Origin of the sequence: Jatrophihabitans sp. GAS493, assembly GCF_900230215.1 — a bacterium.
Lineage (GTDB): Bacteria > Actinomycetota > Actinomycetes > Mycobacteriales > Jatrophihabitantaceae > MT45.
Genome location: NZ_LT907982.1, coordinates 787,781 through 810,952, shown reverse-complemented (window position 1 = coordinate 810,952; position 23,172 = coordinate 787,781). Strand labels below are relative to the sequence as shown.

The following is a 23,172-nucleotide window of genomic DNA, read 5'->3' as shown; positions in this document are numbered from 1 at the left end:
TAGCCTCAGTGCCATCATGACGGTGCTGGCAGTGTGGTTCGGGAAGCTGACGCTGCTCGCCCTGCGTCTCATGAGCCGCCGCGGCAATGCGCTGCCCGGCCTGGTGGTCGAGCGGCTCTTCCCCGGCTACCTTCCACGGGCCCTCGCCGCCCTCCCGCAGGGCGTGGTGATCGTCAGCGGCACGAATGGGAAGACCACCACGACGAAGATGGTCTCCACCCTGCTCAGCGAGCAGTATCGGGTGCTCACCAACGACACCGGCAGTAATTTCGTCCGGGGCACCATCACCGCCTGTATCGAGCATGCGAGCTGGGGCGGCCGCCTGGACTACGACGTCGCGGTCTTCGAACTGGACGAGGCGTGGGCGGTGAAGTTCGTCGAGGTCGTGGAACCCGATCGGGCACTGCTGCTGAATGTGATGCGCGACCAACTCGACCGCTTCGGCGAGATCGACACCACCGCGCGGCTCCTCGGACAGGTAGCCGCCGCCACGACCGCGCACCTGATCCTCAACCGCGACGACCCGCGGATCGCCGCGCTGGCCCAGCCGACCAAGGCCGAGGTGAGTTTCTACGGAGTCGCGCCGGAACTACGGAGTGCCTTCCCGAATGACGAGGAGCTCTACGGCGGCCCGCTCTACGTGTCGGTGGAGCCCGCCCGGGCTGAGCTGCTCACCCTCCCCACCCTGGACGAGGCAACCTGCACGATCCGCCTGGACGACCGCAGCGAGGCCGTACAGCTGCGGGCGCAGGGAGCCCACAACGCCCAGAACGCAGCCGGCGCGGCGGCGGTGGCGCTGAGCTTCGGACTGAGCCCGGAGCAGATCTTCGCCGGGCTGGGCAAGGTGGAGCCAGCCTTCGGACGGGGCCAGACCTTCCTGGTCGATCAGCGACGGGTGGTGCTGCACCTGGTGAAGAACCCGGCCGGTTTCCGGCAGAGCCTGCGCATCCTCGACGGGGCGACGCCCGAAGCGGTGGTGATCGCGATCAACGACGACTACGCCGACGGGCGTGACATGTCCTGGCTCTGGGACGTCGACTTCGTGTCCGCCTTCACCTGCCGTCGGACCCGGCTGTCGACCTCGGGCACCCGGGCCGCCGACATGGCCGTCCGACTGCACTACGACGACGTCGAGGTGACCGAGGTGCAGCCGTCCCTGCCCGAGGCGCTGCGCTGCGCCGTCGCCGCCGTCGGGGTGGGCGACGAGGTGGTCGTGTTCAGCACCTACACCGCGATGTGGGCGCTGCACGCGGTACTGACCAAGACAGGCGTCGCCGAATGAAGGCACTGAAGCTGGTTCACCTCTACCCGCGCGAGATGAACATCTACGGCGACACCGGCAACGTCATGGTGCTGAGGCGGCGCCTGCAGTGGCGCGGACGGCCGGTGGAGATCGTGCCGGTGAGTGTTGGTGATTCGCTGCCCACCGACGCCGACATCATCCTGGGCGGTGGCGGGCAGGACGCGGCTCAGGGCGACATCGGCGCCGACTTCGTCGGCCGCGGCGCGACGCTGCGGGCGATGGCCGATGACGGCGTGGTGATGCTGGCGATCTGCGGCACCTACCAGTTGCTGGGGCATGAGTTCGTCACCCAGGAGGGTCTGCGAATTCCCGGTATCGGCGTACTCGATGTCCGAACGACCGGCTCGACTGAGCGTCTCATCGGGAACAACTCCGTGCAGACCGCCTTCGCGGGGCGACTCGTCGGCTATGAGAACCACAGTGGGCTCACCACGCTCGGACCCGGTGTCCAGCCGCTGGGTCAGACCGCGGCCGGCCGGGGCAACAACGGCGGCGACCGTACCGAGGGGGCGGTGCGGGACAACGTCTTCGGTACGTATCTCCACGGACCCGTGCTGGCCAAGAGCCCGCAATTTGCTGATGATCTGCTCGGACGCGCCTATGCCCGGCTGGGTGAGTCGAGCGAGCTGGAGGAACTGGACGACTCGCTGGCCCGGCGCGCGGCCGAGGTGGCGATCGGACGGCCGCGATGAGCCGATTGAGAAAGACCCTACTTTTACTGTCTCTGATCGCAGTACTTACGGCCGCCGGCTGTTCTCGGACCCCGACCGCGGCGCCCGGGACAACGGTGTACCGCACGATCACCGTGACCCCCGAGCCGGGGCCGTCACCCACCGCGACACCGGTTGACTTCGTGGCCAAGCCCCAGGTGCCCCTCGGTGACATACCGCCGGGTGGCACCGTCCCGAGTGGCTGGATCAAGGGCGACTGCCCGTACATCAGCACCGAAGACGCGGCCCAGGCCGAAGGCAATCACATCTATCTGACGACGGTGAGTAAGAGCAAGCCCACCGCCTGCCGTTTCTACTTCTACTCCGACCCGTACAACGCCGTCCTGGAGATCCTGCCGACGACCTTCGCCACGGCGACCGAGGCGCACAACGCGATGGTGCTCACGGCGAAGGCCTCGCCGGTGCCGAGCAGCATCTCCAGCTACCCCAACTTCATGCCCGGTGTCGACCTGATCAGCTTCCAGACCCAGATGTACGCACCGGATAAGGGGAAGGACTGGGCCGCCGTCTTCGCCAAGGGGAAGACGATGGTGCTGGTCCGCACGCAGCAGAACAACGTCTCCGAGGACGCCCGCCACGTCGCACGACTGGTCGTAGGAAAGTTCTGAGGGGTTGCTGCCCCGTGGCAACAACCCCTCAGAGGTCGGATCAGTCGGCGTGGTTAGCTGGCGGCCGCCTCGATTGACATGCCGAGCATCATCGGACGCCCCATGCCCTCCCGCTTGGACAGGTACATCGCACCGTCGGCGTCGTGCAGAAGCGCATCGGCCGTCTGGCTGCCGTCGCTCCAGGCGACGCCGATGCTGGCCACCGACCGGCTCGGCGGCTCCGGGGTGACAGTGGCCGCCAGGGCGCGGGCCAGCCGCTCGCCCATCGCCAGCGCTTCGTCGGCCGAGGCGACCGTGCAGCCGACGACGACGAACTCGTCGCCCCCGAAGCGCCCGACCAGATCCTGCGGGCGAAGCGCACGGCTCAGACACTGGGACACCTTCTGCAGCAGTGCGTCCCCGGCGGCGTGACCGCGGCGGTCGTTCACGGCCTTGAAACTGTCCAGGTCGATGAAGATCACCGCGACACCGGACTGGGTCGACTTTGTCTCGTCAAGGGCACGGTCCAGCGCGGCGAGCGTCGCGGCCCGGTTGTAGCAGCGGGTGAGCGCGTCGAAGGTGGCCCGTTCACGCAGTTGCTCGCGCAGCCGCGCTGCCTCGGTGACATCGTCGATGCAGATGAGAACACCGGTCGGGGTGCCGTCGTCGCCGATAAGGGCCCGCAGGCTGACCTTGCAGCGGCGTACGTCGTCGTTGGCCAGGACGCTCAATTCCAGGTCGGCGTCTTCGGCGGTGGTCGTCGCGGCGTGGATCGCCTTGTCGAGGGCGCCCCGATCGCGTGGGTCGACCTTGGCGAAGGCCTCGGTGATGTTCTCGGCCGAGATGCAGTGCAGAATCTGCGTCACGCCGGGGTTGCGATGGATGACACCGCCCTCGGTGTCGATCTGCAGCACGCCGACCGGGAGGCTTTCGGTGAGGCGGCGCAGCAGTTGCTCACTGGCCCGCAGGTACTCCTGGGCCGCCATCTCCTCGGAGATGTCGATCATCTCGGCCAATACACACGGGTCGTCGGGGTCGTCGAGATGGTTGTGGTTGGTGATTTCGAACCACAACCAGTGGCCGTCGCGGTGCAGTTGGCGCAGCCGCACCTGGCGGCTGCCGCCCGGAGACCCGAGCATGTCGACGTAGTTGGCGATGGCCCGCGGGTGATCGTCCGGGTGCACGAAATCGAGATTGCGTCGCCCGGTGAGCTCGTCCCGGGCGTAGCCGAGGATCTGCTCGAAGGCCGCGTCGACCTCGACGATCTCGGAGAGGTTGTTCTTCTTGATCGTGGTGACGCGGGCCCGGAGCAGGTTCTGCGCGCCGCGGGAGGTGGTCACCGAGCCTTCCGGGTGGACGATGACGCCCAGAATCACGCCGTACTCGTGGCGCACGTCGACGAAGAAGATTCCCATCGTGAGGTCGCCCCCGTCCAGCGGGTGTACGTCGACCATTGCCGCGCCCTGTACGAGCAGCCGCTTCCAGGCGTCGATCACCGGCTCGATATCCGACGGCATCACCAGCTCCAGCGCGGTGGAGTGGCCGCTGATGACGGTCTGCGAGGTGAGCGGCACCTCGGACGGCATGGGGGTGAAGCGCCCGTCGGGGACGATCGCGACGACACTGGCATAGGGATGGGTACTCAGCAAGCGGTTCAGGATGTGGCTGCATTCGGCTTCGCCCAGACGCTCCGTCCGGGGCTCAGCCCGCGGGTCGAAGATGTCCAATTCGGGAGCATTTCCCGCCGTGTTTCGTGGCTCCGTGCCGTCGCCCTCAGAAGCTGAGGTGTCCTGATACGCGTTCATGGGGCTCTTATCGGCAGTAAACGTCGAAATGTGAGCGGCAATGACCCGCGGAAAGCGGCCACACCGTATAGAACTCGTTGCGCCGTCGGCACTCGGGTACGCTGACGTCAAATTCACTCCGACCATGATTGACGTGCTCTAGGGTCGGTGAGCATGTCTGCCTAATGAGCGCGGTGCGTTACCGCCGGTCGGGTCGTCGTACCGCAGCGGTCTCAGCGCGAGAGAGCCAACCAATCTTGTCCTCGACAGCAGTTAGCCAAGGCCGGGTGCCGGGTCGATTCGGCTCGGTAAAGGGTCGCCTCCGAATGGTGCCAAGATCCGTCTGGGGCATAACGATCGCCTGGGCGGCACTATTGCTCGGTGCCAGCATTATCTGGCCAATGTTCTACGGCTTTGATGAGCCACAGCACCTCGACATGGGGTACGTCTACTCCCAACACCCGTTCACCTTCTTCGGTCCCGGCGAGTTGCCGCTGACGAGCGGCAGCGTGGGCGCCCAGCGTCTCGTGGATGGCTTCCCGCCGGTCAAGCGGTTCGCTGACGTGCCGGTCGCTCCCAGGTCTCTGCGGCCAAGCTTCGACGATCTCGGTGGGACAGCGTTTGTGGTCGGCTCACAGCCGAATCAGATGGTTCAGCACCCGCCGCTGTACTACTGGGGGGCCGCGGTAGTGCTGCGCCTGCCGGGCGTGAATAACCTGGCCTGGGACATTCAGGTCTGGCTCGTCCGGTGCCTGAGTATGCTGTTTATGCTCCCGGTTCCGCTGCTCTGTTGGGCCAGTACCCGACGATTGTTGCCATTGGGCACACGGAGTGACTCGACGGCCTTGCTGGCCGCGTTGGTTCCCTTGACCGTTCCGAACCTCGTTCGGGATGGCTCCGCAGTTACCAACGACTCATTGCTGATCGCCGCCACCTCGGTATTGCTATACCTGCTATGTCGGGTCCTCACCGGTGACCTGAGCCGTCGTACGGCAGTAGGGGTCGCGGTAGCCCTCTGCGCGACGCTTTGGACCAAGGGCTTCGCACTGGGGTTTCCGCCGATCGTGGTCGCCGCTTATGTTTTCGCCGCGACCCGCAGGGTCATGGTGGTGGATCCCTCGAGCGGGGCGGAAGGTGTTGAAGAACCCGGGTCCGTCGACGTCGACCCGGCGGGCGGCGCTAGCCGAGGGTCGCGCCTAGGGCTGCGGGCCGTTCTCGTTCCGCTGCTGATCAGCCTCTGCGGCGCAGTTGTTGGCGGTTTGTGGTGGCTGCGCAACCTTCTGGAGTTCGGCACGGTCCAGATCAACGGGCTCGGGCCGACCTTTACCCGCCTCATCCGCGGGGAACCCAAGAACACCGGCACCTTGGGCGGATTCTGGCAACCCTTCGTGCGTGGCTTCGTCCTCCGGCTCTGGGGTGGGCTCGGTCTGCTGGACAAGCCGGCCCTCGCCGGGTGGCTCGTCTACGGTTGGTTCTTTCTGGTGCTTCTCGGCGTGGTCGTCAGTCTGCTGCGGCGACGCGACGTCGGCGACCGGCTGCGGTCGATGATTCTGCTTGCCGTGCCGCTGCTGAGTTTCCTGATCGTCTTCGCAGGCTCGTTTAGTGAATATCACCAATACCTGGTTCTCGCCGGCGTGCAGGGTCGCTATGTCTACCACGGCATCGTCGCGGTGGCCGCACTGGCGGCGATCGGCTGGGCTTCGCTCGTGCCAGAGCGTCTCATCCGTTGGCTCGCACGGGCGTTGGCGATTGCCGCCTTGCTGACAAACCTGCTTGCTTGGCGGGTGGTGCTTCGCACTTGGTATGCACACATCGCGCGGGGCGCCTCGCCGAGCGTGCTCAACGGATATCACAGCCTGCTCCGATGGTCACCGTTGCCATCCGTGATCACTATCCTGCTCACTTTCGTCTTCCCGGTGCTTGCTGGCGCTTGGATGCTCGTGAGCCTTTGGCGACCGACCAGCGGCGGGCGGGGCGATGAGTCATCGCGACGTGGCAGGATGGTGGAGGACGTAACTTTCCGTTAACCGGCCTTACCAAGGAGTTCATCACCGTGTCTCAGACCGCAACGCTGCACACCAGCGCCGGAGATATCGTCATCAACCTCTTCGCCGATCAGGCTCCGAAGACCGTCAAGAACTTCGTCGAGCTCGCCAAGGGAGAGCGTGAATGGACGCACCCCGAGACGGGCAAGAAGAGCAGCGACCCGCTCTATGACGGCACGGTCTTCCACCGCGTCATCGGCAACTTCATGATCCAGGGCGGCGACCCGCTCGGTCAGGGCTACGGCGGCCCGGGTTACAAGTTCGGCGACGAGTTCCACCCGGAACTGCAGTTCGACCGGCCGTACCTGCTGGCGATGGCGAACTCCGGCCCCGGCACCAACGGCTCGCAGTTCTTCATCACGGTGGCCCGCACCCCGCATCTCAACCGCAAGCACACCATCTTCGGTGAGGTGGCCGACGCCGACAGCCGCAAGGTAGTCGACGCCATCGCCACGACCGCCACCGATGGTCGGGATCGTCCCAAGACCGAGATCGTCATCAACTCGATCGACGTCACCGACGCCTGAGTCGCGGGGCATGTCAGGGCCGATGAGCGGCGAGGTCGGAGCACCAGCTGATCCGATCGCCCGTTGCTACCGCCACCCCACTCGCGAGACCGGGGTTCGCTGCGTGCGCTGCGACCGCCCGATCTGCCCTGACTGCATGCGTCCGGCGTCGGTCGGCTTCCAGTGCCCGGACGACGTCCGGTTGGGCCAGGTCGACCGGGCCCGGCCCCGCACGGCGGTCGGGGCCCGGATCGGCTCCGGCGCACCGATCGTCACTTGGTCGATCGTCGGGATCAACGTCCTGGTGTATCTGGCCTCGGCGATCGGCTCCCCGGGTGGCTTGAACAACCCCACCCAGTCCCGGCTGTTCACCGACTGGCAGCTCTTTCCCTACGCGGTACATCAGAATCACCAGTACTGGCGGCTACTCACCTCCGCCTTCCTGCACGTGTCGCTGCTGCACATCGCGGTGAACATGCTGGCCCTGTGGATCATCGGTCCCTACCTCGAGCGGCTGCTCGGGCCGGCCCGCTATCTGGGGTTGTACCTGCTCAGCGCCCTCGGCGGTTCGGTGGCCGTCTACCTCTTCGGTGCCCAGTTGCAGGGGGTGGCCGGGGCGTCGGGGGCCATCTTCGGACTCTTCGCGGCGGCGTTGATCTTCGTCCGTGAGCTCGGCCTGGATCCGCGGTCGCTGATCATGACCTTGGTGCTCAACTTCATCTTCACCTTCGCGGTGGCCGACATCTCCCGCCTCGGGCACATCGGCGGTTTCCTCACCGGCGCCGCGGCCGCCTTTGCGATCGGCGGACTGCCGAAGCACCGCGGGAAGCTGGCCAACAACACGCAAGCGGCGTTGCTTCTGCTGCTGCTGGCGGTGCTGATTCTGGCCGTCGCCTGGCGGACGGCCACCTTCCCGACCCTGATCGACTAGCTCTTCCCCGGCGCGGCGCCGAAGCTGCGCAGCACCCCGCAGACCTCCTGGGGATCGGTGCCGAGGGCATGGCGGCCGAGTACGACCAGTCGCTCGTCGAAGTCCAGTTCCAGGGCTCGGTTGGCGATGCCGAGATGGGTCGCGTTATCCACCCGCACTGAGCTGATCTCCTCCCAGCGCAGCGTGGTTGTCACCGAGAGGGTGTGGATCCGGAGGCCCTCGCTGGTCGCCACCAGGCAGGGCGAGTACTTGAGACCGACGAACGCGTAGGCCCCCAGAACCACGGCCAGCAGGCCCGCGACCAGCCGCCCGGCCGGGTCGGTCATGGTCAACGCGGCGACCACGGCGAGCACCGCGAAAACGGCGGCACCCCAGGCCAGCCGCCGGTCCGGGCCGTAGCGACAGGTTGGCCTGCGGTCTATATCCACAGTGTTCTACACACCTGGGGACAAAATTACAGCCGTGTAATCACAGGCGTGGAAATCTCTGTGGATACCGATGAACACTGGGGTGCGCTCGATACTCGCCGCTGGATCAGCGCCAGCGAACGGTGAGCGTCAGCCCCAGCACGAGGAACGCGAAGCCGATCGCCAGGTTCCAGTTGCCCAGGTCGTTCATGAAGCCGATCTTGTCGCCGGCCAGGTAGTACAGCACGATGTACGCCAGCCCGAAGACCAATACGATGCCGATGACGATGGGGTACCAACGCGGGCTCGGCGCGAGGACCGGTGCCTGGTGAGAGGCTGAGACGGCCCGGTCGTGCACTACCTTCTTGCGTACCTTTGACTTGGGCACTGTCTCTCCTACAACGTGAAATGGTTATGGCTAACTCGCTGACCATGATGCACTACTGAGCCTGCGAACACCCAAATTCACTACCACCCGAGAGCGAAGCGGAGGACCGATGAGCAGCGCTGACGCGCAGTCGGTGCCCGCCTCCGATGCGTCGCACCGGTCCGGTGAGCGGGTCATCCCGCCTCCGCCACGGCGATCCTGGCGGTGGCAGGTCGGCGTTCCGGTCGTCTTCGTAGTCGCGGGCGTCATGTTCGCGACCAGCCACAGCGTCTCTCGGGGCACCGACCTGCGCAGCTCATCCGACGTGAACCTGGCCAGCCTGGTGCGCACCGCGCAGGCCAATCTTGACGCCCAGGCGGCCACGCTGGCCAAGCTGCAGGCCCAGGTGAAGTCCGAGACTGACGCGGCGGCGGTCGGCAACCAGGCGGTGGCCCGGGCCCAGGCGGCGGCGGCTCCGTTGCGGGCCCCGGCCGGCCTCACCGCGGTCTCGGGACCTGGATTGACGGTCACGCTCGACGACGCCAAGAGTGTGCCGTCGGATCCCAACGTCGACCTGAACGAGCTCGTCGTGCACCAATCGGACCTGCAGGCAGTCGTCAATGCGATGTGGGAGGGCGGCGCCGAGGCGATGACCATCGCCGGTCAACGGGTCATCGCCACCAGTGCGGTGCGCTGCGTGGGTAACACGCTGCTGCTCAACGGCCGCGTCTACTCCCCACCCTTCCGGGTGGCGGCGATCGGCCCATCAAGGACAATGCAGAAAGCACTCGACGCGTCGGCGGGGGTGCGGCTCTTCCGGCAGGCGGCGACCTACTACGGGTTGGACTACTCCACCGCCACCTCGGATGAGCTGACTCTGCCGGCCTACGGACAGGCGATCAGCCTCACCTATGCGAAAGCAGGATCTAAGTAGACGTGGCGAACACCCCTGACGACGGCGCGACCGACGTCCTAGAGCCTCCGGAGCCGCCGGCGCCGCTGCCGGTCAAACCGCAGCGCGACCGCCTTGGCCTGCTGCTGAGCGGGCTTGGCCAGACCCTCATCACCGCCGGCGTCATCGTGCTGCTCTTCGTGGTCTACGAAGTCTGGGTCACCAACATCTTCAGCGCGGCCAAGCAGGAGAAGGTGCATACCGAGCTGATCAAGGAGTGGGAGTCGCCGACCGGCGACGACCCGGTGGTGAAGGCCGAGCTCGGTCTCCCCAGCGGCGGCCAGTACACCATCCCGAGCGGAACCGGCATCGCCGTCCTCTACATCCCACGTTTCGGCAAGGACTACGCCAAGACGATCGTCGAGGGAACGGACGCCTCCGACCTGGAGAAGGGGCCGGGCCACTACGTGGGCACCCAGCTTCCCGGGCAGAAGGGCAACTTCGCCATCGCCGGCCACCGGGTCGGCAAGGGCGAGCCCTTCCTGAACCTGGACGAGCTGCAGCCCGGTGACGCCATCGTGGTGCAGACCAAGGCCACCTGGTACGTCTACACGGTTCTCGGTGACCAGGCGACGAAGAACCTCTCCACACCGAACGCGCTCGGCGTACCCGGCCGCGAGATCGTGCACCCGTCGAACACGACGGTGATCGACCCGGTGCCCGGCCACGCCGGCGTCCCGGCGTCGAAGGCCACCGAATCGCTGATCACGCTCACCACCTGCCACCCGAAGTTCAGCGCCACCCAGCGCATGATCATTCACGGCACGCTCACCCGCACGGTCCAGGCATCCGGGTCGGCGCTACCGAAGGAACTACCGGGAGGGACGATCTAGTCATGTATGTCTGGATCTGGCGACATCTGCCTGGCCCATTGGCCGTGCGCATCGCCCAGGTGGTGCTGCTGCTGGTCGTGGTCAGCCTGCTGCTGCTCTTCGTCATCTTCCCGTTCGCCGAGCCGCGGCTGCCCTTCGACAACGTCACGGTGAACCAGCAATGACCGGCGCCAGTGGGCAGTCGGCGTCGAAGCCGATTCTCGTCGTCGACAACTACGACAGCTTCGTCTACAACCTGGTGCAGTACCTGGGGCAGCTCGGTGCCGAGGTCGACGTACGCCGCAACGATGTGGTGGCGGCTGCCGATCTGCGCCACGGAGACTTCGCCGGGGTGCTCATCTCGCCCGGTCCGGGTATCCCGCAGGAGGCCGGAAACAGCATGGAGATCGTGCAGGCCTGCGCCGACCTCGGCCTGCCGCTCTTCGGCGTCTGCCTCGGTCACCAGGCCATCGGTGCCGTCTTCGGCGCCGACGTCGTGCGGGCACCTGAGTTGCTGCACGGCAAGACCTCTGACGTGCTGCACGACGGCACCGGGGTGCTCGCCGGCATCCGGTCACCGTTCATCGCCACTCGATATCACTCCCTCACCGTCGTGGAGTCGCAACTGCCCGATTCGGTGATCGTCACCGGACGAACGGCGTCCGGGGTGGTGATGGCCCTGCGCCATCGGGACCTGCCCATCGACGGCGTGCAGTTCCACCCGGAGTCGGTGCTCACTCAGGGCGGGCACCGGATGGTGGCCAACTGGCTGCTGCGCTGTGGTTTCGCCATCGACTGGGACCGGGTGCAGGAACTGGAGTCCGGAATGGAAGCCCTCCGCGAGACCGCCTTCGTATCGTCATGACCGGGGAGCAGTATTCCCCACCTCCACCGTCGCTGCCGGTGCCCCCGAATCACCCCAATGAGCACGGCTACCTGCCCGCACCCCCGCTGGCCGGGCAGTCCTACTTCGCCGTCCAGCCCGAGCCGGCCGCAGCCCCGTCGTGGGACCGGGCGAGTCCGCGCCGCATCGCCGCCATCACACTCTGGGTCGTGCTCGCGCTGCTCAGCGCCGGGATCCCGTACCTGCGATTCAACGGTTGGAGCACCACCGGTGCCGGCCGCAGTGGCAATCAGGTCACCGCCGACGGCTGGGGGCGCTACGACTCGTTGGCCGCCCGGATCGCCGGGCACGACACCGTGTATGGCTACGCCTTCGCCGTGGCGGCGGTGGTACTCGTCTCGGCGGCGGTGCTGCTGCTCTGGCGTCCGGCCGCAGCGTGGGGTGGCATCCTGGCGCTGATGGGGAGCACGTTCCTCTTCGCCATCGTCTGCCTGCTCGGCCTCGACGTCGCCTCCCGCCGCTCCTACAACTACGTGCGCGCCGACGGCACCTACACCGCCACCGTCGGGCCCGGGGTGTGGCTGGCGCTGGTCACCGGACTCGGTGCCGCGGCCGGCATCCTGCTCGCGATCGATGTGCTCCTCTACTCACGGGGCGACCGGATCGCTCCCGCCGGTCACCCGTCCGCATACCCCGGCCGGTTACCCGCCGGATACCCCTCTGAACACCCGGCGAGTACGCCCGCTGGCTCTGCGCCGACCGGTGAGCCGGCTTTTCGTCAGGATTGGACGGGGTAGCCGCCCATACCGCAGAATTCCCCCAGATCGCTTGTGATCGACCATCGGCGTCAGTAGCTTTTACGGACGCAGCTACATTCCGTGCATCTCGGGGGAGGCGCCGTGCCTGCAGTGGCTAGCGACGGATACCGTCGCCGCTCCACCGTGCCGCCTGCCGTGCGGCGGCTCTCGGTGCGGCTGCTCACCGTCTCCCTGCTCACCGTCTCTCTACTCACTTTCGGCCTGCTCACGGCAGCGGCGAAACCGGCGGCCGGTGCGCCGATCATGGCGCCGATCGTGGCCCCGATTCACATCGTCTACGCGGTGGGCGGCTCGCTTGAGCTGCCGGCGATAGAGGGTTACGGGACGCTGAAGCCGGGAACCCTGGCCGCCGACGTCAACCTGCGCACCGGCGAGTTGACCGGCAAGGCGACACTGCCCGACATCAAGATCACCGGAGCCATCTTCGGCTTCGTCCCCTCCGTGGTGACCGCGGCCCTGCGTCAGTCCGGGCCGCTGACCGGGAGTCTCAATCCGGCCGGCGAGGTGACGGCGGAGATCACCGTGGTACTCGCTCTCAAGGCGATCAACGCCTTCGGGTCGATGCCGCTGTCGCGGCCGGGCTGCCGGGTGCAGGCCCCGATCGACATCATCCTCAGCACTGACGGGAACGCGCGCTTCCGCGCGGCCGGCGCGGCCAAGATGGTCGGCACCTTCGCCACCGGGCCACTGGTCGGCTGCGGGTCGCTGAACACCTCCCTCAGCCGCCTCTTCCAGAGTGTCTCCAACACGCTGGCGCTGAGCCTGACGCTCAGCGAGTAGCCGGCGTTCGTCGCATCAATCGCTCCAGCTCATCCCGCTCGACACCGGAGGTGCTGCGCACCTCGGCCTCATCGACCGCGCCGGCGTCCAGGCCGCGCACCAGATAGCCGGCCAGCGCGGCCGCCGTCGCCGGTTCGTCGAGGACACCGCTCGCCGCCCGGCCGAGGTAGTTGCGCAGCCGTTCCCCGGCGGCCTGCACTCCCTGACGGTAGAAGGTGTAGGTCGCCGCGAAGCGGGTCGGCAACTGCGCCGGGTGCAGGTCCCAGCCTTGGTAGAACGCGCGCTCCAACGAGCGGGTCACCAGTCGTGAGTGCAGTTCCCAGGCCGACTGCACCTGGGCCCGGTCGCCGATCGGCAGGATGTTCGTCGAACCGTCACTGACCGCGACTCCGGTACCGGCGGCGGCCACCTGCATCACCGACTTCGCGTAGTCGGCCGCCGAATGCTCCATGCTCTGGAAGGCGGCAGCCACGCCGACCGACGCGCTGTAGTCGTAGGTGCCGTAGTGCAGTCCGACGCAGCGACCAGCGGTGGCGTGGATCATCGGGGCGATGAGCGCTGTGCCGTCGGCCCCCAGGATGGCCTGAGGTGTCTCCACCTGCAGCTCCAACCGCAGCGGTTCGATCCCGTAGGCCGCCTCCAACGCCGAGCAGAGAACGGCCATCGCCTCGACTTGGGGCACCGACGTCACCTTGGGCAGCGTCACCCGGAACCCCGGCGGAATCCAGCCGCCGCTGTCCAGCAGCGCGCCGATGAAGGCGTCCAGCGTGCGCACGCCTCGGCGCCGCAGCTCCGGCCCCTCGAAGGACTTCATCCGCAGGCCGCTGAACGGCGGGGCGGAGCCGGTGCTGAGCAGCTGGGCGAGCGCGTCGGCGGCGGTGAGGACATCGCGATCCTCCTCGGCGTCCGAACGCAGGCCGTAGCCGTCTTCGAAGTCGATACGGACATCCTCGATCGGCTCGGCCACCAGCTTCGCCCGTACCCGATCCTCGATCTCGCTGCTCGTGCCCGGGAGGGGCCCGAATTCGTCCATCGCGGTGAGCGCCGCCGTACCCCAGACGAGCGGCGTCTGCGGGCTGAACAGATCGGCCGGGACGTAGGCGGTGTGCACCGGCTGCCGCCCGGCCGGTGGGCCGGGGTAGCGCTGGGTTCGGGCCGCGTCGTCGTCGGCCAGGGCCTGGTCGAGCCCGGCCAGTACGTCATCGGTCAATTTCATGGGTGAATCGCTTCCATTCGCGACGGCCGGTCAGTCGATGAGGTCGTAGGCCGGGACCGTGAGGAACGGGGCGAAGTCATCGGCTAGCGCGACCTGCTCGAAGAGCTCGCGGGCCTGCTCGTAGTGCGGATCATCGAAGGCCTCCTCGGCCAGAATCTTCGCCACCAGCTCGGACGTCACCGTCTCGCCGGTGTCGGCCAGCACCACCGAACCGTGGACCCACTGCCAGATCTGGGAGCGGGAGATCTCGGCGGTCGCCGCGTCCTCCATGAGGTTGTGGATCGCGACCGCACCCAGTCCGCCGAGCCAGGCCGCCAGGTAGCGGACGCCGACATCGATGTTGGCCCGCAGGCCCGCGCTGGTGACCGATCCGGGGACGCCGGAGAGGTCGATGAGCCCGACCGTCTCCGGGGTCGTCTCGTCGTTTACCCGTAGTTGATTGGGTGCGGAGCCGAGCACCTCGTCGAAGACCTCCTGGGCCACCGGGACCAGGTCGGGGTGGGCCACCCAGGAGCCGTCGAAGCCCCCGTTCGCCTCACGGAGCTTGTCCTCGCGCACCTTGGCGAAGGCGATGGCGTTCACCTCGGCGTCGCGGCGGGACGGGATGAAGGCGGCCATGCCGCCCATCGCGAACGCCCCGTGGGCGTGACAGGTACGTACCAACTGTTCGGTGTAGGCGCGCATGAACGGGGCCGTCATGGTGATGTCACCGCGGTCGGGGAGGACGAACTCGGAGCCGGCATCCCGGAAATACTTGATGATGCTGAAGAGGTAGTCCCAGCGGCCGGCGTTCAGGCCGGAGGCGTGCTCCCGCAGCTCGTAGAGGATCTCCGACATCTCGAAGGCGGCCGGAATTGTCTCGATGAGCACGGTTGCGCGGATCGTGCCGTGATCGATGCCGAGCGTCGACTGGGCGAGGCGGAACACCTGATTCCAGAGTCTCGCCTCCTGGTGGCTCTCCATCTTGGGGAGGTAGTAATACGGCCCGGATCCCTTGTTTATCAGCGCATTCGCGTTGTGATAGAAGTGCAGGCCGAAGTCGACCAGGGCGCCGATGGCCGGGAATCCGTCGATCGTGATGTGCCGCTCGTCCAGATGCCAGCCCCGGGGGCGCACCACGATGGTGGCCAGCGGCGCGTCGGTGCGTAGTGCGTAGACGCGCCCGTCCGGGTTGGTGAAGGAAGCGGTTCCGGCGGTGGCGTCACGGAGATTCACCTGACCGGATATGACGTTCTGCCAATGCGGCGTGTTGGCGTCCTCCAGGTCGGCCAGCCATACCTTGGCTCCCGAGTTGAGCGCGTTGATCATCATCTTTCGCTCGGTCGGCCCGGTGATCTCGACCCGCCGATCCAGCAGGTCGGCCGGCGCCGGGGCAACGCGCCAGAATCCCGAGCGAATATCGGCTGTCTCCGGGAGGTAGTCGAGCCGGCCGGTGCGGGCCACCTCGGCCCGACGCTCCTCGCGCAACTCGAGAAGCTTGTTGCGGCGATCGGCGAAGGCATGGTGCAGCATCGCGACGAAGGAGAGCGCACCCTCGGTGAGGATCTCCTCGGAGCGCTCGACCGGTGGCCCGGATACCGCGACGTGGTCGACCATGGGACTACCTATCTACTCGAAGAATTCGGCGGTGTCGCACAACTTTGCCTGATCCGGCGGCAGCATCGAAAGCCAGCGGGCGCCGTACTCCTCGCCGGCCGCCGCCGAGACCTGCCCGTTGATACGCAACCGGGAGATGCCGCCATCCGGGTAGATGTCCAGGCGAACCCGTGAGACCACCGACTCCGAGGCGATTCGGAATCGATGCTCGGAGTCGGGCAGCAGCGCGGTGTACTCCAGCAACTCCTCACCGGTATCGGCATCGGTGAGACGAGCCCAGCCAGGCGCATTGCCAACAAAACGAAGGGTGTCGATCACCACGTTGTGCAGCACCCCGGCGGCACCGAGATCGACGATCAGCCAGTCATTGCCGTCGTCACGGCGCCGCGCGGTCTCCCAGCCGTCGGACATGATCGCGGCGCGTCCCGGGGCCAGAACGTTGGCCGGCGAGCTGTAGAACATGTTGGAACAGCCGGTGATCCGTCCACCGTTGATGGTCGCACCCAGATCGATTCGGCCGCCGAGGAAGCGCGGATCGGGCAGCGCCTCCCCGTAGACCCGGAAGCGGGCCACACCCCCGTCGGGGTAGATCGTCAGGCGAACGTGGGTCACCAGCTGATTCCCCGGCTCGGCGGCGATCACATTGGCCGAGTCGCCCTCCAGGCCGGTCTTCTCGACAACGGTGAACCACTGCGCGTTCTCGAGGTCCTCGAGCGTCGGATGGCCGAGCATCGTGGCGGCCTCGACCGAGGCGAACGGCGGGAAGTTGCCGCGAAAGAAGGAAGTATCGACATTCACCCCGCGCACCACCGCTGGGGTCGCCAGCCGCACGATGGCCCAGTCGGCCAGTCCGTGGGAGTCACCGTCGCGGGCCGGGTCGCGACGCCGTCGGGTCTCCCAGCCGTCATAGATCTTCCCCTTGGTGTTGAAGTCCGCTGGATCGTGCGTCGGCTTGCCGGGGCTCACCAGGTTGAAGGCGTCGGCGTAGAACTCGTCGTTGCACCAGACCACGGCTCCGCCGAGGGCGCCACTGGCCAGATCGGGAAGGGCTCGGAAGTCTTCGGTCATGAGGTGCTCCGTTGCATGTCGTTCTGCGGGCCAGTCTGCTGCGCGTTCTCACGCTCGATGAGGCGCCCAGGCACACTCTTGCCGTCGATCAGCTCGCCGCGCAGGTAGGTCTGCTTCACCACGCCGCGAAGCGTAGTCGCCGCATACGGGCTGATCGGATTGCGATACCGGAGCGCGGCCACATCGACGGTGAAGGTCTCGTCGGGGGCGAAGATGCTGAAGTCGGCACTGGCACCGGGTTGCAGCGTGCCGCGCAGGCCGAGGCCGGCCAGCGCGGCCGGTCGCACCGCCATCCAGCGCACCAGGTCACTCAGCTGAAGGCCGCGCTCGGAGGCGGCCGTCCACATCACCGGCAGGCCGAGCTGCACTGAGGCGATCCCGCCCCAGGCCGCCCCGAAGTCGCCGACGTCGAGGAGTTTGAGGTCCGGTGTGCACGGCGAGTGGTCGCTGACCACGCAGTCGATCAGCCCATCCTGCAGGGCCTGCCAGAGCAGCTCCCGGTTCGCCTCCTCGCGGATCGGCGGGCAGCATTTGAACTGGGTCGCTCCGTCCGGGATCGTCTCGGCGGTGAGTACCAGGTAGTGCGGGCAGGTCTCGACGGTAAGCGGCAGCCCCTCGGCCTTGGCCGCGGCGATGAGCGGCAATGCGCTGGCCGCCGAGAGGTGCACGATGTGGGTGCGGCAGCCGGTGGCCCGCACCGCGTTGAGCAGCAGCGCGATGGCGGTGGACTCCGCCGCCGGCGGACGTGAGTTCATGAAGTCGTGGTAGCTACGGCCGTTGGGGGCAGGTGCGGCGTCGAGCACCGACTGCTCCTCCGCGTGGGCGATGAGCAGCCCGCCGAACGAGCTGATCCGGGCCATCGCCTCGTGCAACTCGGTGGGACTCAGCGGTGGAAACTCCTCGACCCCGGATGGCAGGAGGAAGCACTTGAAGCCAACCACTCCGGAATTCCAGAGCGGTTCTAGATCCTCCACGTTGCCCGGCACCGCGCCGCCCCAGAATGCGACGTCGATCTGGGTCTGCCCGGTGGCCGCGGTCCGCTTGGCCTGCAGGCCGGCTTTGGTGGTCGTCGGGGGGATGCTGTTGAGCGGCATGTCGACCAGCGTCGTTACACCGCCGGCGGCGGCGGCCGCGGTCGCGGTGGCGAAGCCCTCCCACTCAGTGCGTCCGGGCTCGTTCACGTGGACGTGGGTGTCGACCAGGCCGGGCAGCAGCACGCAGCTGTCGTCGACGGTGAGAATCTCCGCCTCCGATAACCCGACCAACCCGGCCATCTCGTCGAAGGGGTGGATCGATTCGACGACTCCATCGCGCAACCGCAGCAGGCCCGGTACTTCACCGTCGGCGCTGACGATTCGGCGCGCTCGAACAGCGCGGACCGCGGACCCCACAGTGCACCCCCTACGTTCTTCTCCGGCGCCGTCGCCCGAGGTGGCTGCTGGCTTGCATGAAGTGCGAGTTGCCTTCGCAGGTGCCCATTCCGGACCACCCGCAGCAGCTTCGCCGGGGCCCACGGTACGTCGGAAATGTTTCGGATAGCGTTCGGTACAGGTATATCCGACTGGTAGCGACCAGCCCGAGCAACCGTTGATGAGATACCAGCGGAGGAAGAACAGGTGATGGCATGAGCGAGGCCAACGGTGCGACTGCGCCGCCGACCCTGACCGTGGGCGAATTCGACGGCGCCACCGCGATCGATGCGGCGGCCGAGCTGCTGCCCTGCTGCGCCAGCCGGCGCTGGATCACCGAGGTGGTCAACGCCCGCCCCTTCGCAACCCTGGAGGTTCTCACCGCCGCCTCCGATCAGGTGCTAGCCGGTCTGGGCTGGGAGGACGTGCTGGAGGCGCTCGACGCCCACCCGCGCATCGGCGAGCGGGTCGGCGGTGCTGACCGGGAGTCCGGTTGGTCGCGGGCCGAGCAGGCCGGCGCCGCCGGGGTCGATGAGGCCACCCGCAGCGAGTTGCTGGACGGTAACCGGCTCTACGAGGAGAAGTTCGGTTTCGTCTTCCTGATCTGTGCCACCGGTCTGAGCACCGACGAGATGCTGATGAACCTCAACGCGCGCCTGGTCAATGATGAGGAGAGCGAACGGGACGTGGTCGCCACCGAGCTGCGGAAGATCGTCCGTCTGCGCTTGGCTAAGTCGTTTAGCCCCGACGACGATACGATTGCGCTGTAGCCGATGAGCCTCTCCACGCACGTCCTCAACTCGGTCACCGGACGCCCGGTGGCCGGGATGCCGGTGCTGCTGGAGCAGCGCGGCGACGACGGTTGGCGCCCGATCGAGCAGCGGACGACCAGCGAAGACGGCCGGATCGCCGATCTCGCTCCCGACCTGGGCGCCGGGATCTACCGGCTCACCTTCGACGTCGAGCAGGTCTTCGCCGAGAACACCTTCTATCCGGAGGTGGCCATCGCCTTCCGGGTGCGGGACGCTTCTCAGCACTACCACGTACCGGTCTTGCTAAGCCCTTACGCCTACTCCACCTACCGAGGAAGTTAACCGGCGATGAGCCTCTCCCGATCCGAACTGGCGAAGTACCTGGACGTCACCCTATTGGCGCCGACCGCGACTGCGGCCGACGTCGAGTCGCTCTGCGCGACGGCGGTCGAGGTCGGGGGCTTCGCCGTCTGTGTCTCGCCGTCGCTGGTGAGTGTCGCCGCCGCGGTCCTGCCGTCGACGGTTGCGCTGGCCACCGTCTGCGGGTTCCCGTCAGGTGCCCACGAGGCGACGGTGAAGGCCGTCGAGGCGGCGGCCGCGGTCGAGGCCGGAGCGGCGGAGATCGACATGGTGGTGAACCTCGCACTGGTGAAGGCCCAGCAGTGGGAGGCCGTCACCGCAGAGATCGCGGCGGTTAGGCCCGCCTCCCCGGTGCTGCTGAAGGTCATCATCGAATCGGCGGCGCTCACCGACGATGAGATCGTGGCCTGCTGCCGAGCTGCCGAGGCGGCCGGAGCTGACTACGTCAAGACCTCCACCGGCTTCCACCCCAGCGGCGGAGCATCCACGGCGGCGGTCCAGTTGATGCGGACGACCGTCGGGGACCGGCTCGGGGTTAAGGCGTCGGGTGGAATCGCCACCACCGCGCAGGCGCTGGCGATGATCGATGCCGGTGCCTCGCGCCTGGGGGTCTCCCGGCCGGCGGCCGTCTTGGCGGATGCGCCAGCCTGAACGGGTGTCCAAAAATACCAATAAAACGTTGACGTACCACCCGGTATTGGAAGAATTTCCAATTACCAGCAGTTCGGCATGTAAAACCATTGTGTTCTGGGTTACTGCTCCGTAGCTTCAACCCTGCGACGAGTGCGCATCCGCAGGTGGGGGCAACGCGGGGTTGCCCCTCGGTGCTCGTCGCGGTTCGAGGGAGCGAACTCATGCCGAGTGCATTCCGGTCCGAGCGCACAATGAGAAGAGTCACCGGGGTCGCCATCGTTGGCCTCGTCGCCGGCCTCACCTCCGTCCTGGTCGCCGGCGCCGGCCCGGCTTCAGCCGACACCATCGATGTCACGATTCCGACTACCTGCACGATTCCGGTCGCCGGCAGCGAGGAGTACGACGCTCGAGTCACCGCGACGATCCCGAGTGACGCCGTCGTCGGACAGAGCGTCACCCTGCAGGACTTCAACATCAGCATCCGACTCAACGTCGCCACCACTGACGCCCTGCAGATCCTTGGGGCGACGACCCTGGAGGGGTCGATCACGGCCGGCGCGAGCCTCACCCACGCGACGCCGTCAGACCTCTCCATCACCGCCACGGTCCCGACAACCGCTGTACCGCAGGAGCAGGACGAGAACGGAGACGGCCCGGCCTTCACCATCAGCGCCTCCGGCCCGTCGCCGACGGCGACTCTCACGTCAGCCGGTACGGCGGTGCTCACCGCGACCACGGTCAGCGCCTTCTTCGACCCGAAGAGCGCCAGCGGTGCGAGCGTGCTGCCGGCCGCCAAGCGGAATATCCCGTGTTCCTTCGACGCCGGCAGCCAAGTGCTGGCGAGCATCTCGGTGACCAACGGACCCATACCGTCCTCCGGGCCGGTCACTCCGGCCCCCACGCCGCCCCTTCCGACGCCGCACATCACGCCCGGACCGACCGACTCACCGACTCCCGGGCCGACCCCGACCCCGGCTCCGGCCGGAACGATCGACACGACGGTGCCCGTCACCTGCGTCCTGCCGGTCGTCGGATCCCAGCAGTACGACGCGAAGGTTCAGGCGACCTATCCGCCCACCGCCGCCGTCGGAGACACGGTCGCCCTGCAGAACGTGAAGCTGACTGTGCCGTTCACCGCGCAGACCACGACCGCGCTGCAGATTCTGGGCAGCACCACCCTCGACGGATCGATCAGCTTCTCGGCCTCGATAGGTGACGCCAGTCCCGGCAGGCTGACCGCCGTCGCGCCCATCTCCGCCTCCGTTCCGCAGGATGTGGACGTCAACGGGGACGGACCTCCGTTCGACGTGAGCGGTGTCGCGACCTCTACTACGGCGATCATGCTGGCACCCGGATCGACGGTGCTCTCGCCCACTGGTTTCTCGCTGGTCATCGATCCGAAGAATGAGGCGGGGCAGAGCACGCTGCCGTTGAGTAAGCGGGCAATTCCCTGTTCCCTCGGCTCCAATCAGACGTACGACCTGGGCCACATCACGATCACCGGTAGCGGCACGATCACGGCGACGACCCTCACCCTCGACGGCCCGAGCAGCGTCGACGGGCTGGCGACCTACACCGCGGTAGCGAGTGCCCCGGGGGCGACGATCTCCTTCAGCGAGGTGGATGGATCAGCGTCGACGGTCCTCTGCCCGCCGCTGCAGTTGGCCTCCACGGATACCGTCGCCTCCTGCCAGGCGACGTTCACCGATGCCGGAGGGGTGCACAACATCGTGGCGTCCGCGACCTGGGGCAGCGGGCCGGTAGCCAGTGGCTATGCCCCGGCCATCTCGGACATCTTCACCACCACGGTGAGTGGCTCGCCCACCCCGACGCCGGGCGGGCCACCCCCGACCCCGACGCCGGGCGCGCCACCCCCCACCCCGACGCCGAGTGGCCCGCCACCGACGCCGAGCGGTCCGCCACCCACGCCCGGGCCGCCACCGCCCTCGACCAACTTCAACTCCGACATCGGCGTCACCTGCGCCGTCCCGGTCGCCGGCAGCGAGGACTACCAGTTGCACATCGGCGCCAACGTGCCGACCGCGGTCAGGGCGGGTGACACGGTCACGCTGAAGGACTTCTATGTGCGCATCCCGGGTAACGCCGCCACCACCGACGTCTTCCAGATCTTGGGGGCGACCACCGTCGAAGGCAGCCTCGATCTCGGGCTCTCGGCCACTAATGCCAACCCGTCCGCCCTCGCCTTCAACGGCACGTTCCCCTCGACAGCGGTACCGCAGGAGATGAACGAAAATGGCGACGGTCCACCGTTCGACCTGGTCGCCAGCGGCGGAACGTTGACCCTGCAGGCCACCGCCAACGGGTTCATCAGCCTCTTCCCCACCACCTTCGCGCTGACCCTGGACCCGAAGAACGCAGCCGGGGTGAGCGTCCTGCCGCCGGCGAAGCGGATCATTCCGTGTGTTTTCAATGCGGGAGACAACGCGGCCATTGGCACGGTTCCGCCCGGGGGAGTACCAGAGCCGACACCGACGCCGAACCCGACGCCCATTGGTGGCACGCCGGTCCCGCTACCGACGCCAACGCCGGTCCCGTCGCCGACGGGTACTCCTATCCCCACTGCGCATCCGACGCCGGTTGCGACGCCTCTTCCGACGCCTCTTCCGACGCCTCTTCCGACGCCTGTTGTGCCGCCGGCACACATTAAGGCCAGCTACACGGCGACCGGATCGGCGACCGTCCCCAGCGTCAACGGGACGGCGAAGATCTCCGGGGCACTGATCTCGGTGGACGTGGACCTAACCGCCGGTCATTTCACCGGCCAGACCACCGTTCCGAACTTCACCATCAACTCGACGGTATTCGGGTTCGTCCCGGTGACGCTGGTCGCCTCCTACCTACAGGTCGGCGGGCTCTCCGGCAGCGTCGCTCCAAACGCCAGGGACATCTCGGTCGACCTGACCGCACGGTTGGGGATCGTCTCGCTCAAGACGCTCGGCATATCGCTCGCCTCAAGCACCTGCGCGACGGCCACCCCGGCGAAGATCCATCTCGCCAGCGACGGCACCGGCAAGTTCAGCCTGCTCCAGGGCGGCACCGTCACCTCCAAGTTCACCATCGGGAAGTTGGCCAACTGCGGTCCGTTGACTGATCTGCTCAACCTGGTCGTTCCGGGTGCGAACAACACCCTCACCCTCAAACTGTCAGCAGCCAAGACCAGCTAGTCCGCCTTCGCATCGCCGCCGCTCCACACCATGCTGCTTTGTCTGCCGAACGACCGGTCTCCAGCCCGATACCGGTTGTTCGGCAG

The 23,172-nt window shown here is 67.2% G+C and carries 23 protein-coding genes; 16 read left to right on the top strand and 7 right to left on the bottom strand.

Translation table 11 applies throughout. From position 1 onward, the window contains the following. The first annotated feature begins 16 nt into the window (after positions 1-16). The 3 genes from CPH63_RS03750 to CPH63_RS03740 all read left to right on the top strand — a co-directional run bounded on the left by CPH63_RS03750 (position 17) and on the right by CPH63_RS03740 (position 2,642). A complete protein-coding gene (locus CPH63_RS03750) occupies positions 17-1,282 on the top strand; it encodes a Mur ligase family protein (RefSeq protein WP_096301633.1) in 1,266 nt (421 codons plus the stop codon). Beyond that, positions 1,279-1,995: a type 1 glutamine amidotransferase gene (locus CPH63_RS03745; protein ID WP_096301632.1), complete on the top strand. Its 717-nt coding sequence runs from the start codon at positions 1,279-1,281 to the stop codon at positions 1,993-1,995. The genes CPH63_RS03750 and CPH63_RS03745 overlap by 4 nt, the downstream gene beginning before the upstream one ends. Positions 1,996-2,108: 113 nt before the next feature. Continuing rightward, positions 2,109-2,642 (top strand): DUF2020 domain-containing protein, encoded by a 534-nt coding sequence (locus CPH63_RS03740; protein ID WP_157749254.1) that lies wholly within the window; start codon positions 2,109-2,111, stop codon positions 2,640-2,642. Between the two features lie 53 nt (positions 2,643-2,695). On the opposite strand, the gene CPH63_RS03735 is transcribed toward CPH63_RS03740, so the two are convergent. Next, complete coding sequence (locus CPH63_RS03735; protein WP_096301630.1) at positions 2,696-4,426, bottom strand: GGDEF domain-containing protein; 1,731 nt, start codon at positions 4,424-4,426, stop codon at positions 2,696-2,698. A 353-nt stretch (positions 4,427-4,779) separates the two neighbouring features. Between CPH63_RS03735 and CPH63_RS03730 the strand changes: the two genes are divergently transcribed. Genes CPH63_RS03730 through CPH63_RS03720 form a run of 3 tightly spaced genes read left to right on the top strand, consistent with a single transcriptional unit; the run spans position 4,780 to position 7,887 of the window. Then, the gene (locus CPH63_RS03730; protein ID WP_157749252.1) at positions 4,780-6,432 is read left to right on the top strand and encodes a glycosyltransferase family 39 protein; all 1,653 of its coding nucleotides are present in this window, start codon (positions 4,780-4,782) and stop codon (positions 6,430-6,432) included. A gap of 20 nt (positions 6,433-6,452) precedes the next feature. Next, entirely contained in the window at positions 6,453-6,977 is a 525-nt protein-coding gene (locus CPH63_RS03725) for a peptidylprolyl isomerase (RefSeq protein ID WP_371364839.1), read from the top strand. Positions 6,978-6,999: 22 nt separating this feature from the next. Continuing rightward, the gene (locus CPH63_RS03720) at positions 7,000-7,887 is read left to right on the top strand and encodes a rhomboid family intramembrane serine protease (protein WP_096301627.1); all 888 of its coding nucleotides are present in this window, start codon (positions 7,000-7,002) and stop codon (positions 7,885-7,887) included. Here the strand turns inward: CPH63_RS03720 and CPH63_RS03715 are convergent. Both CPH63_RS03715 and CPH63_RS03710 read right to left on the bottom strand, forming a co-directional pair. Then, a complete protein-coding gene (locus tag CPH63_RS03715) occupies positions 7,884-8,315 on the bottom strand; it encodes a PH domain-containing protein (protein ID WP_157749251.1) in 432 nt (143 codons plus the stop codon). The genes CPH63_RS03720 and CPH63_RS03715 overlap by 4 nt on opposite strands. Positions 8,316-8,421: 106 nt before the next feature. Then, entirely contained in the window at positions 8,422-8,682 is a 261-nt protein-coding gene (locus tag CPH63_RS03710; RefSeq protein WP_096301626.1) for a cell division protein CrgA, read from the bottom strand. Between the two features lie 109 nt (positions 8,683-8,791). Between CPH63_RS03710 and CPH63_RS03705 the strand changes: the two genes are divergently transcribed. The 6 genes from CPH63_RS03705 to CPH63_RS03680 all read left to right on the top strand — a co-directional run bounded on the left by CPH63_RS03705 (position 8,792) and on the right by CPH63_RS03680 (position 12,867). After that, a complete protein-coding gene (locus CPH63_RS03705; RefSeq protein ID WP_096301625.1) occupies positions 8,792-9,595 on the top strand; it encodes a DUF881 domain-containing protein in 804 nt (267 codons plus the stop codon). 2 nt (positions 9,596-9,597) lie between these two features. Beyond that, on the top strand, positions 9,598-10,446 hold the full coding sequence (locus CPH63_RS03700) for a class E sortase (protein WP_197704558.1): 849 nt from the start codon (positions 9,598-9,600) through the stop codon (positions 10,444-10,446). 2 nt (positions 10,447-10,448) lie between these two features. Further along, positions 10,449-10,610 (top strand): hypothetical protein, encoded by a 162-nt coding sequence (locus CPH63_RS22535; protein WP_096301624.1) that lies wholly within the window; start codon positions 10,449-10,451, stop codon positions 10,608-10,610. Next, complete coding sequence (locus tag CPH63_RS03690; protein ID WP_096301623.1) at positions 10,607-11,290, top strand: aminodeoxychorismate/anthranilate synthase component II; 684 nt, start codon at positions 10,607-10,609, stop codon at positions 11,288-11,290. Before CPH63_RS22535 ends, CPH63_RS03690 begins: the two co-directional genes overlap by 4 nt. Continuing rightward, positions 11,287-12,066 (top strand): hypothetical protein, encoded by a 780-nt coding sequence (locus CPH63_RS03685; RefSeq protein WP_096301622.1) that lies wholly within the window; start codon positions 11,287-11,289, stop codon positions 12,064-12,066. Before CPH63_RS03690 ends, CPH63_RS03685 begins: the two co-directional genes overlap by 4 nt. A 102-nt stretch (positions 12,067-12,168) precedes the next feature. Continuing rightward, positions 12,169-12,867: a hypothetical protein gene (locus CPH63_RS03680; RefSeq protein WP_157749250.1), complete on the top strand. Its 699-nt coding sequence runs from the start codon at positions 12,169-12,171 to the stop codon at positions 12,865-12,867. Here the strand turns inward: CPH63_RS03680 and CPH63_RS03675 are convergent. From CPH63_RS03675 to allB, 4 genes are read right to left on the bottom strand one after another with little or no spacing between them, the layout of a single operon-like run. Beyond that, positions 12,857-14,083 carry an aldolase gene (locus CPH63_RS03675; RefSeq protein ID WP_096301620.1) on the bottom strand — a complete coding sequence of 409 codons (1,227 nt, stop codon included), beginning with the start codon at positions 14,081-14,083 and terminating at the stop codon, positions 12,857-12,859. The two genes, CPH63_RS03680 and CPH63_RS03675, sit on opposite strands and share 11 nt — an antisense overlap. A 30-nt stretch (positions 14,084-14,113) precedes the next feature. Beyond that, positions 14,114-15,679, bottom strand: coding sequence for a malate synthase A (gene aceB / locus CPH63_RS03670; protein ID WP_096301619.1), 1,566 nt, complete (start codon positions 15,677-15,679; stop codon positions 14,114-14,116). Between the two features lie 12 nt (positions 15,680-15,691). Continuing rightward, complete coding sequence (alc, locus tag CPH63_RS03665; RefSeq protein ID WP_096301618.1) at positions 15,692-16,747, bottom strand: allantoicase; 1,056 nt, start codon at positions 16,745-16,747, stop codon at positions 15,692-15,694. Then, positions 16,744-18,138 (bottom strand): allantoinase AllB, encoded by a 1,395-nt coding sequence (gene allB / locus CPH63_RS03660; protein ID WP_172892153.1) that lies wholly within the window; start codon positions 18,136-18,138, stop codon positions 16,744-16,746. The genes alc and allB overlap by 4 nt, the downstream gene beginning before the upstream one ends. Positions 18,139-18,371: 233 nt before the next feature. On the opposite strand from allB, the gene uraD reads away from it, so the two are divergent. The 4 genes from uraD to CPH63_RS23475 all read left to right on the top strand — a co-directional run bounded on the left by uraD (position 18,372) and on the right by CPH63_RS23475 (position 23,086). After that, positions 18,372-18,926 (top strand): 2-oxo-4-hydroxy-4-carboxy-5-ureidoimidazoline decarboxylase, encoded by a 555-nt coding sequence (uraD, locus tag CPH63_RS03655; RefSeq protein ID WP_096301617.1) that lies wholly within the window; start codon positions 18,372-18,374, stop codon positions 18,924-18,926. A gap of 3 nt (positions 18,927-18,929) precedes the next feature. Continuing rightward, on the top strand, positions 18,930-19,250 hold the full coding sequence (gene uraH, locus CPH63_RS03650; protein ID WP_096301616.1) for a hydroxyisourate hydrolase: 321 nt from the start codon (positions 18,930-18,932) through the stop codon (positions 19,248-19,250). Positions 19,251-19,256: 6 nt separating this feature from the next. Beyond that, a complete protein-coding gene (deoC, locus tag CPH63_RS03645) occupies positions 19,257-19,919 on the top strand; it encodes a deoxyribose-phosphate aldolase (RefSeq protein WP_096301615.1) in 663 nt (220 codons plus the stop codon). Positions 19,920-20,152: 233 nt separating this feature from the next. Next, on the top strand, positions 20,153-23,086 hold the full coding sequence (locus CPH63_RS23475; RefSeq protein WP_172892125.1) for a DUF6801 domain-containing protein: 2,934 nt from the start codon (positions 20,153-20,155) through the stop codon (positions 23,084-23,086). Positions 23,087-23,172 lie beyond the last annotated feature (86 nt).

What these genes read in the sequence shown, in the direction of transcription:
- CPH63_RS03750 (WP_096301633.1), top strand. Translation starts at nt 17, where the DNA reads ATGACGGTGCTGGCAGTGTGGTTCGGGAAGCTGACGCTGCTCGCCCTG.
- CPH63_RS03745 (WP_096301632.1), top strand. Translation starts at nt 1,279, where the DNA reads ATGAAGGCACTGAAGCTGGTTCACCTCTACCCGCGCGAGATGAACATC.
- CPH63_RS03735 (WP_096301630.1), bottom strand. Translation starts at nt 4,426, where the DNA reads ATGAACGCGTATCAGGACACCTCAGCTTCTGAGGGCGACGGCACGGAG.
- CPH63_RS03720 (WP_096301627.1), top strand. Translation starts at nt 7,000, where the DNA reads ATGAGCGGCGAGGTCGGAGCACCAGCTGATCCGATCGCCCGTTGCTAC.
- CPH63_RS03705 (WP_096301625.1), top strand. Translation starts at nt 8,792, where the DNA reads ATGAGCAGCGCTGACGCGCAGTCGGTGCCCGCCTCCGATGCGTCGCAC.
- CPH63_RS22535 (WP_096301624.1), top strand. Translation starts at nt 10,449, where the DNA reads ATGTATGTCTGGATCTGGCGACATCTGCCTGGCCCATTGGCCGTGCGC.
- CPH63_RS03690 (WP_096301623.1), top strand. Translation starts at nt 10,607, where the DNA reads ATGACCGGCGCCAGTGGGCAGTCGGCGTCGAAGCCGATTCTCGTCGTC.
- CPH63_RS03685 (WP_096301622.1), top strand. Translation starts at nt 11,287, where the DNA reads ATGACCGGGGAGCAGTATTCCCCACCTCCACCGTCGCTGCCGGTGCCC.
- CPH63_RS03675 (WP_096301620.1), bottom strand. Translation starts at nt 14,083, where the DNA reads ATGAAATTGACCGATGACGTACTGGCCGGGCTCGACCAGGCCCTGGCC.
- aceB (WP_096301619.1), bottom strand. Translation starts at nt 15,679, where the DNA reads ATGGTCGACCACGTCGCGGTATCCGGGCCACCGGTCGAGCGCTCCGAG.
- alc (WP_096301618.1), bottom strand. Translation starts at nt 16,747, where the DNA reads ATGACCGAAGACTTCCGAGCCCTTCCCGATCTGGCCAGTGGCGCCCTC.
- uraD (WP_096301617.1), top strand. Translation starts at nt 18,372, where the DNA reads ATGAGCGAGGCCAACGGTGCGACTGCGCCGCCGACCCTGACCGTGGGC.
- uraH (WP_096301616.1), top strand. Translation starts at nt 18,930, where the DNA reads ATGAGCCTCTCCACGCACGTCCTCAACTCGGTCACCGGACGCCCGGTG.
- deoC (WP_096301615.1), top strand. Translation starts at nt 19,257, where the DNA reads ATGAGCCTCTCCCGATCCGAACTGGCGAAGTACCTGGACGTCACCCTA.
- CPH63_RS23475 (WP_172892125.1), top strand. Translation starts at nt 20,153, where the DNA reads ATGAGAAGAGTCACCGGGGTCGCCATCGTTGGCCTCGTCGCCGGCCTC.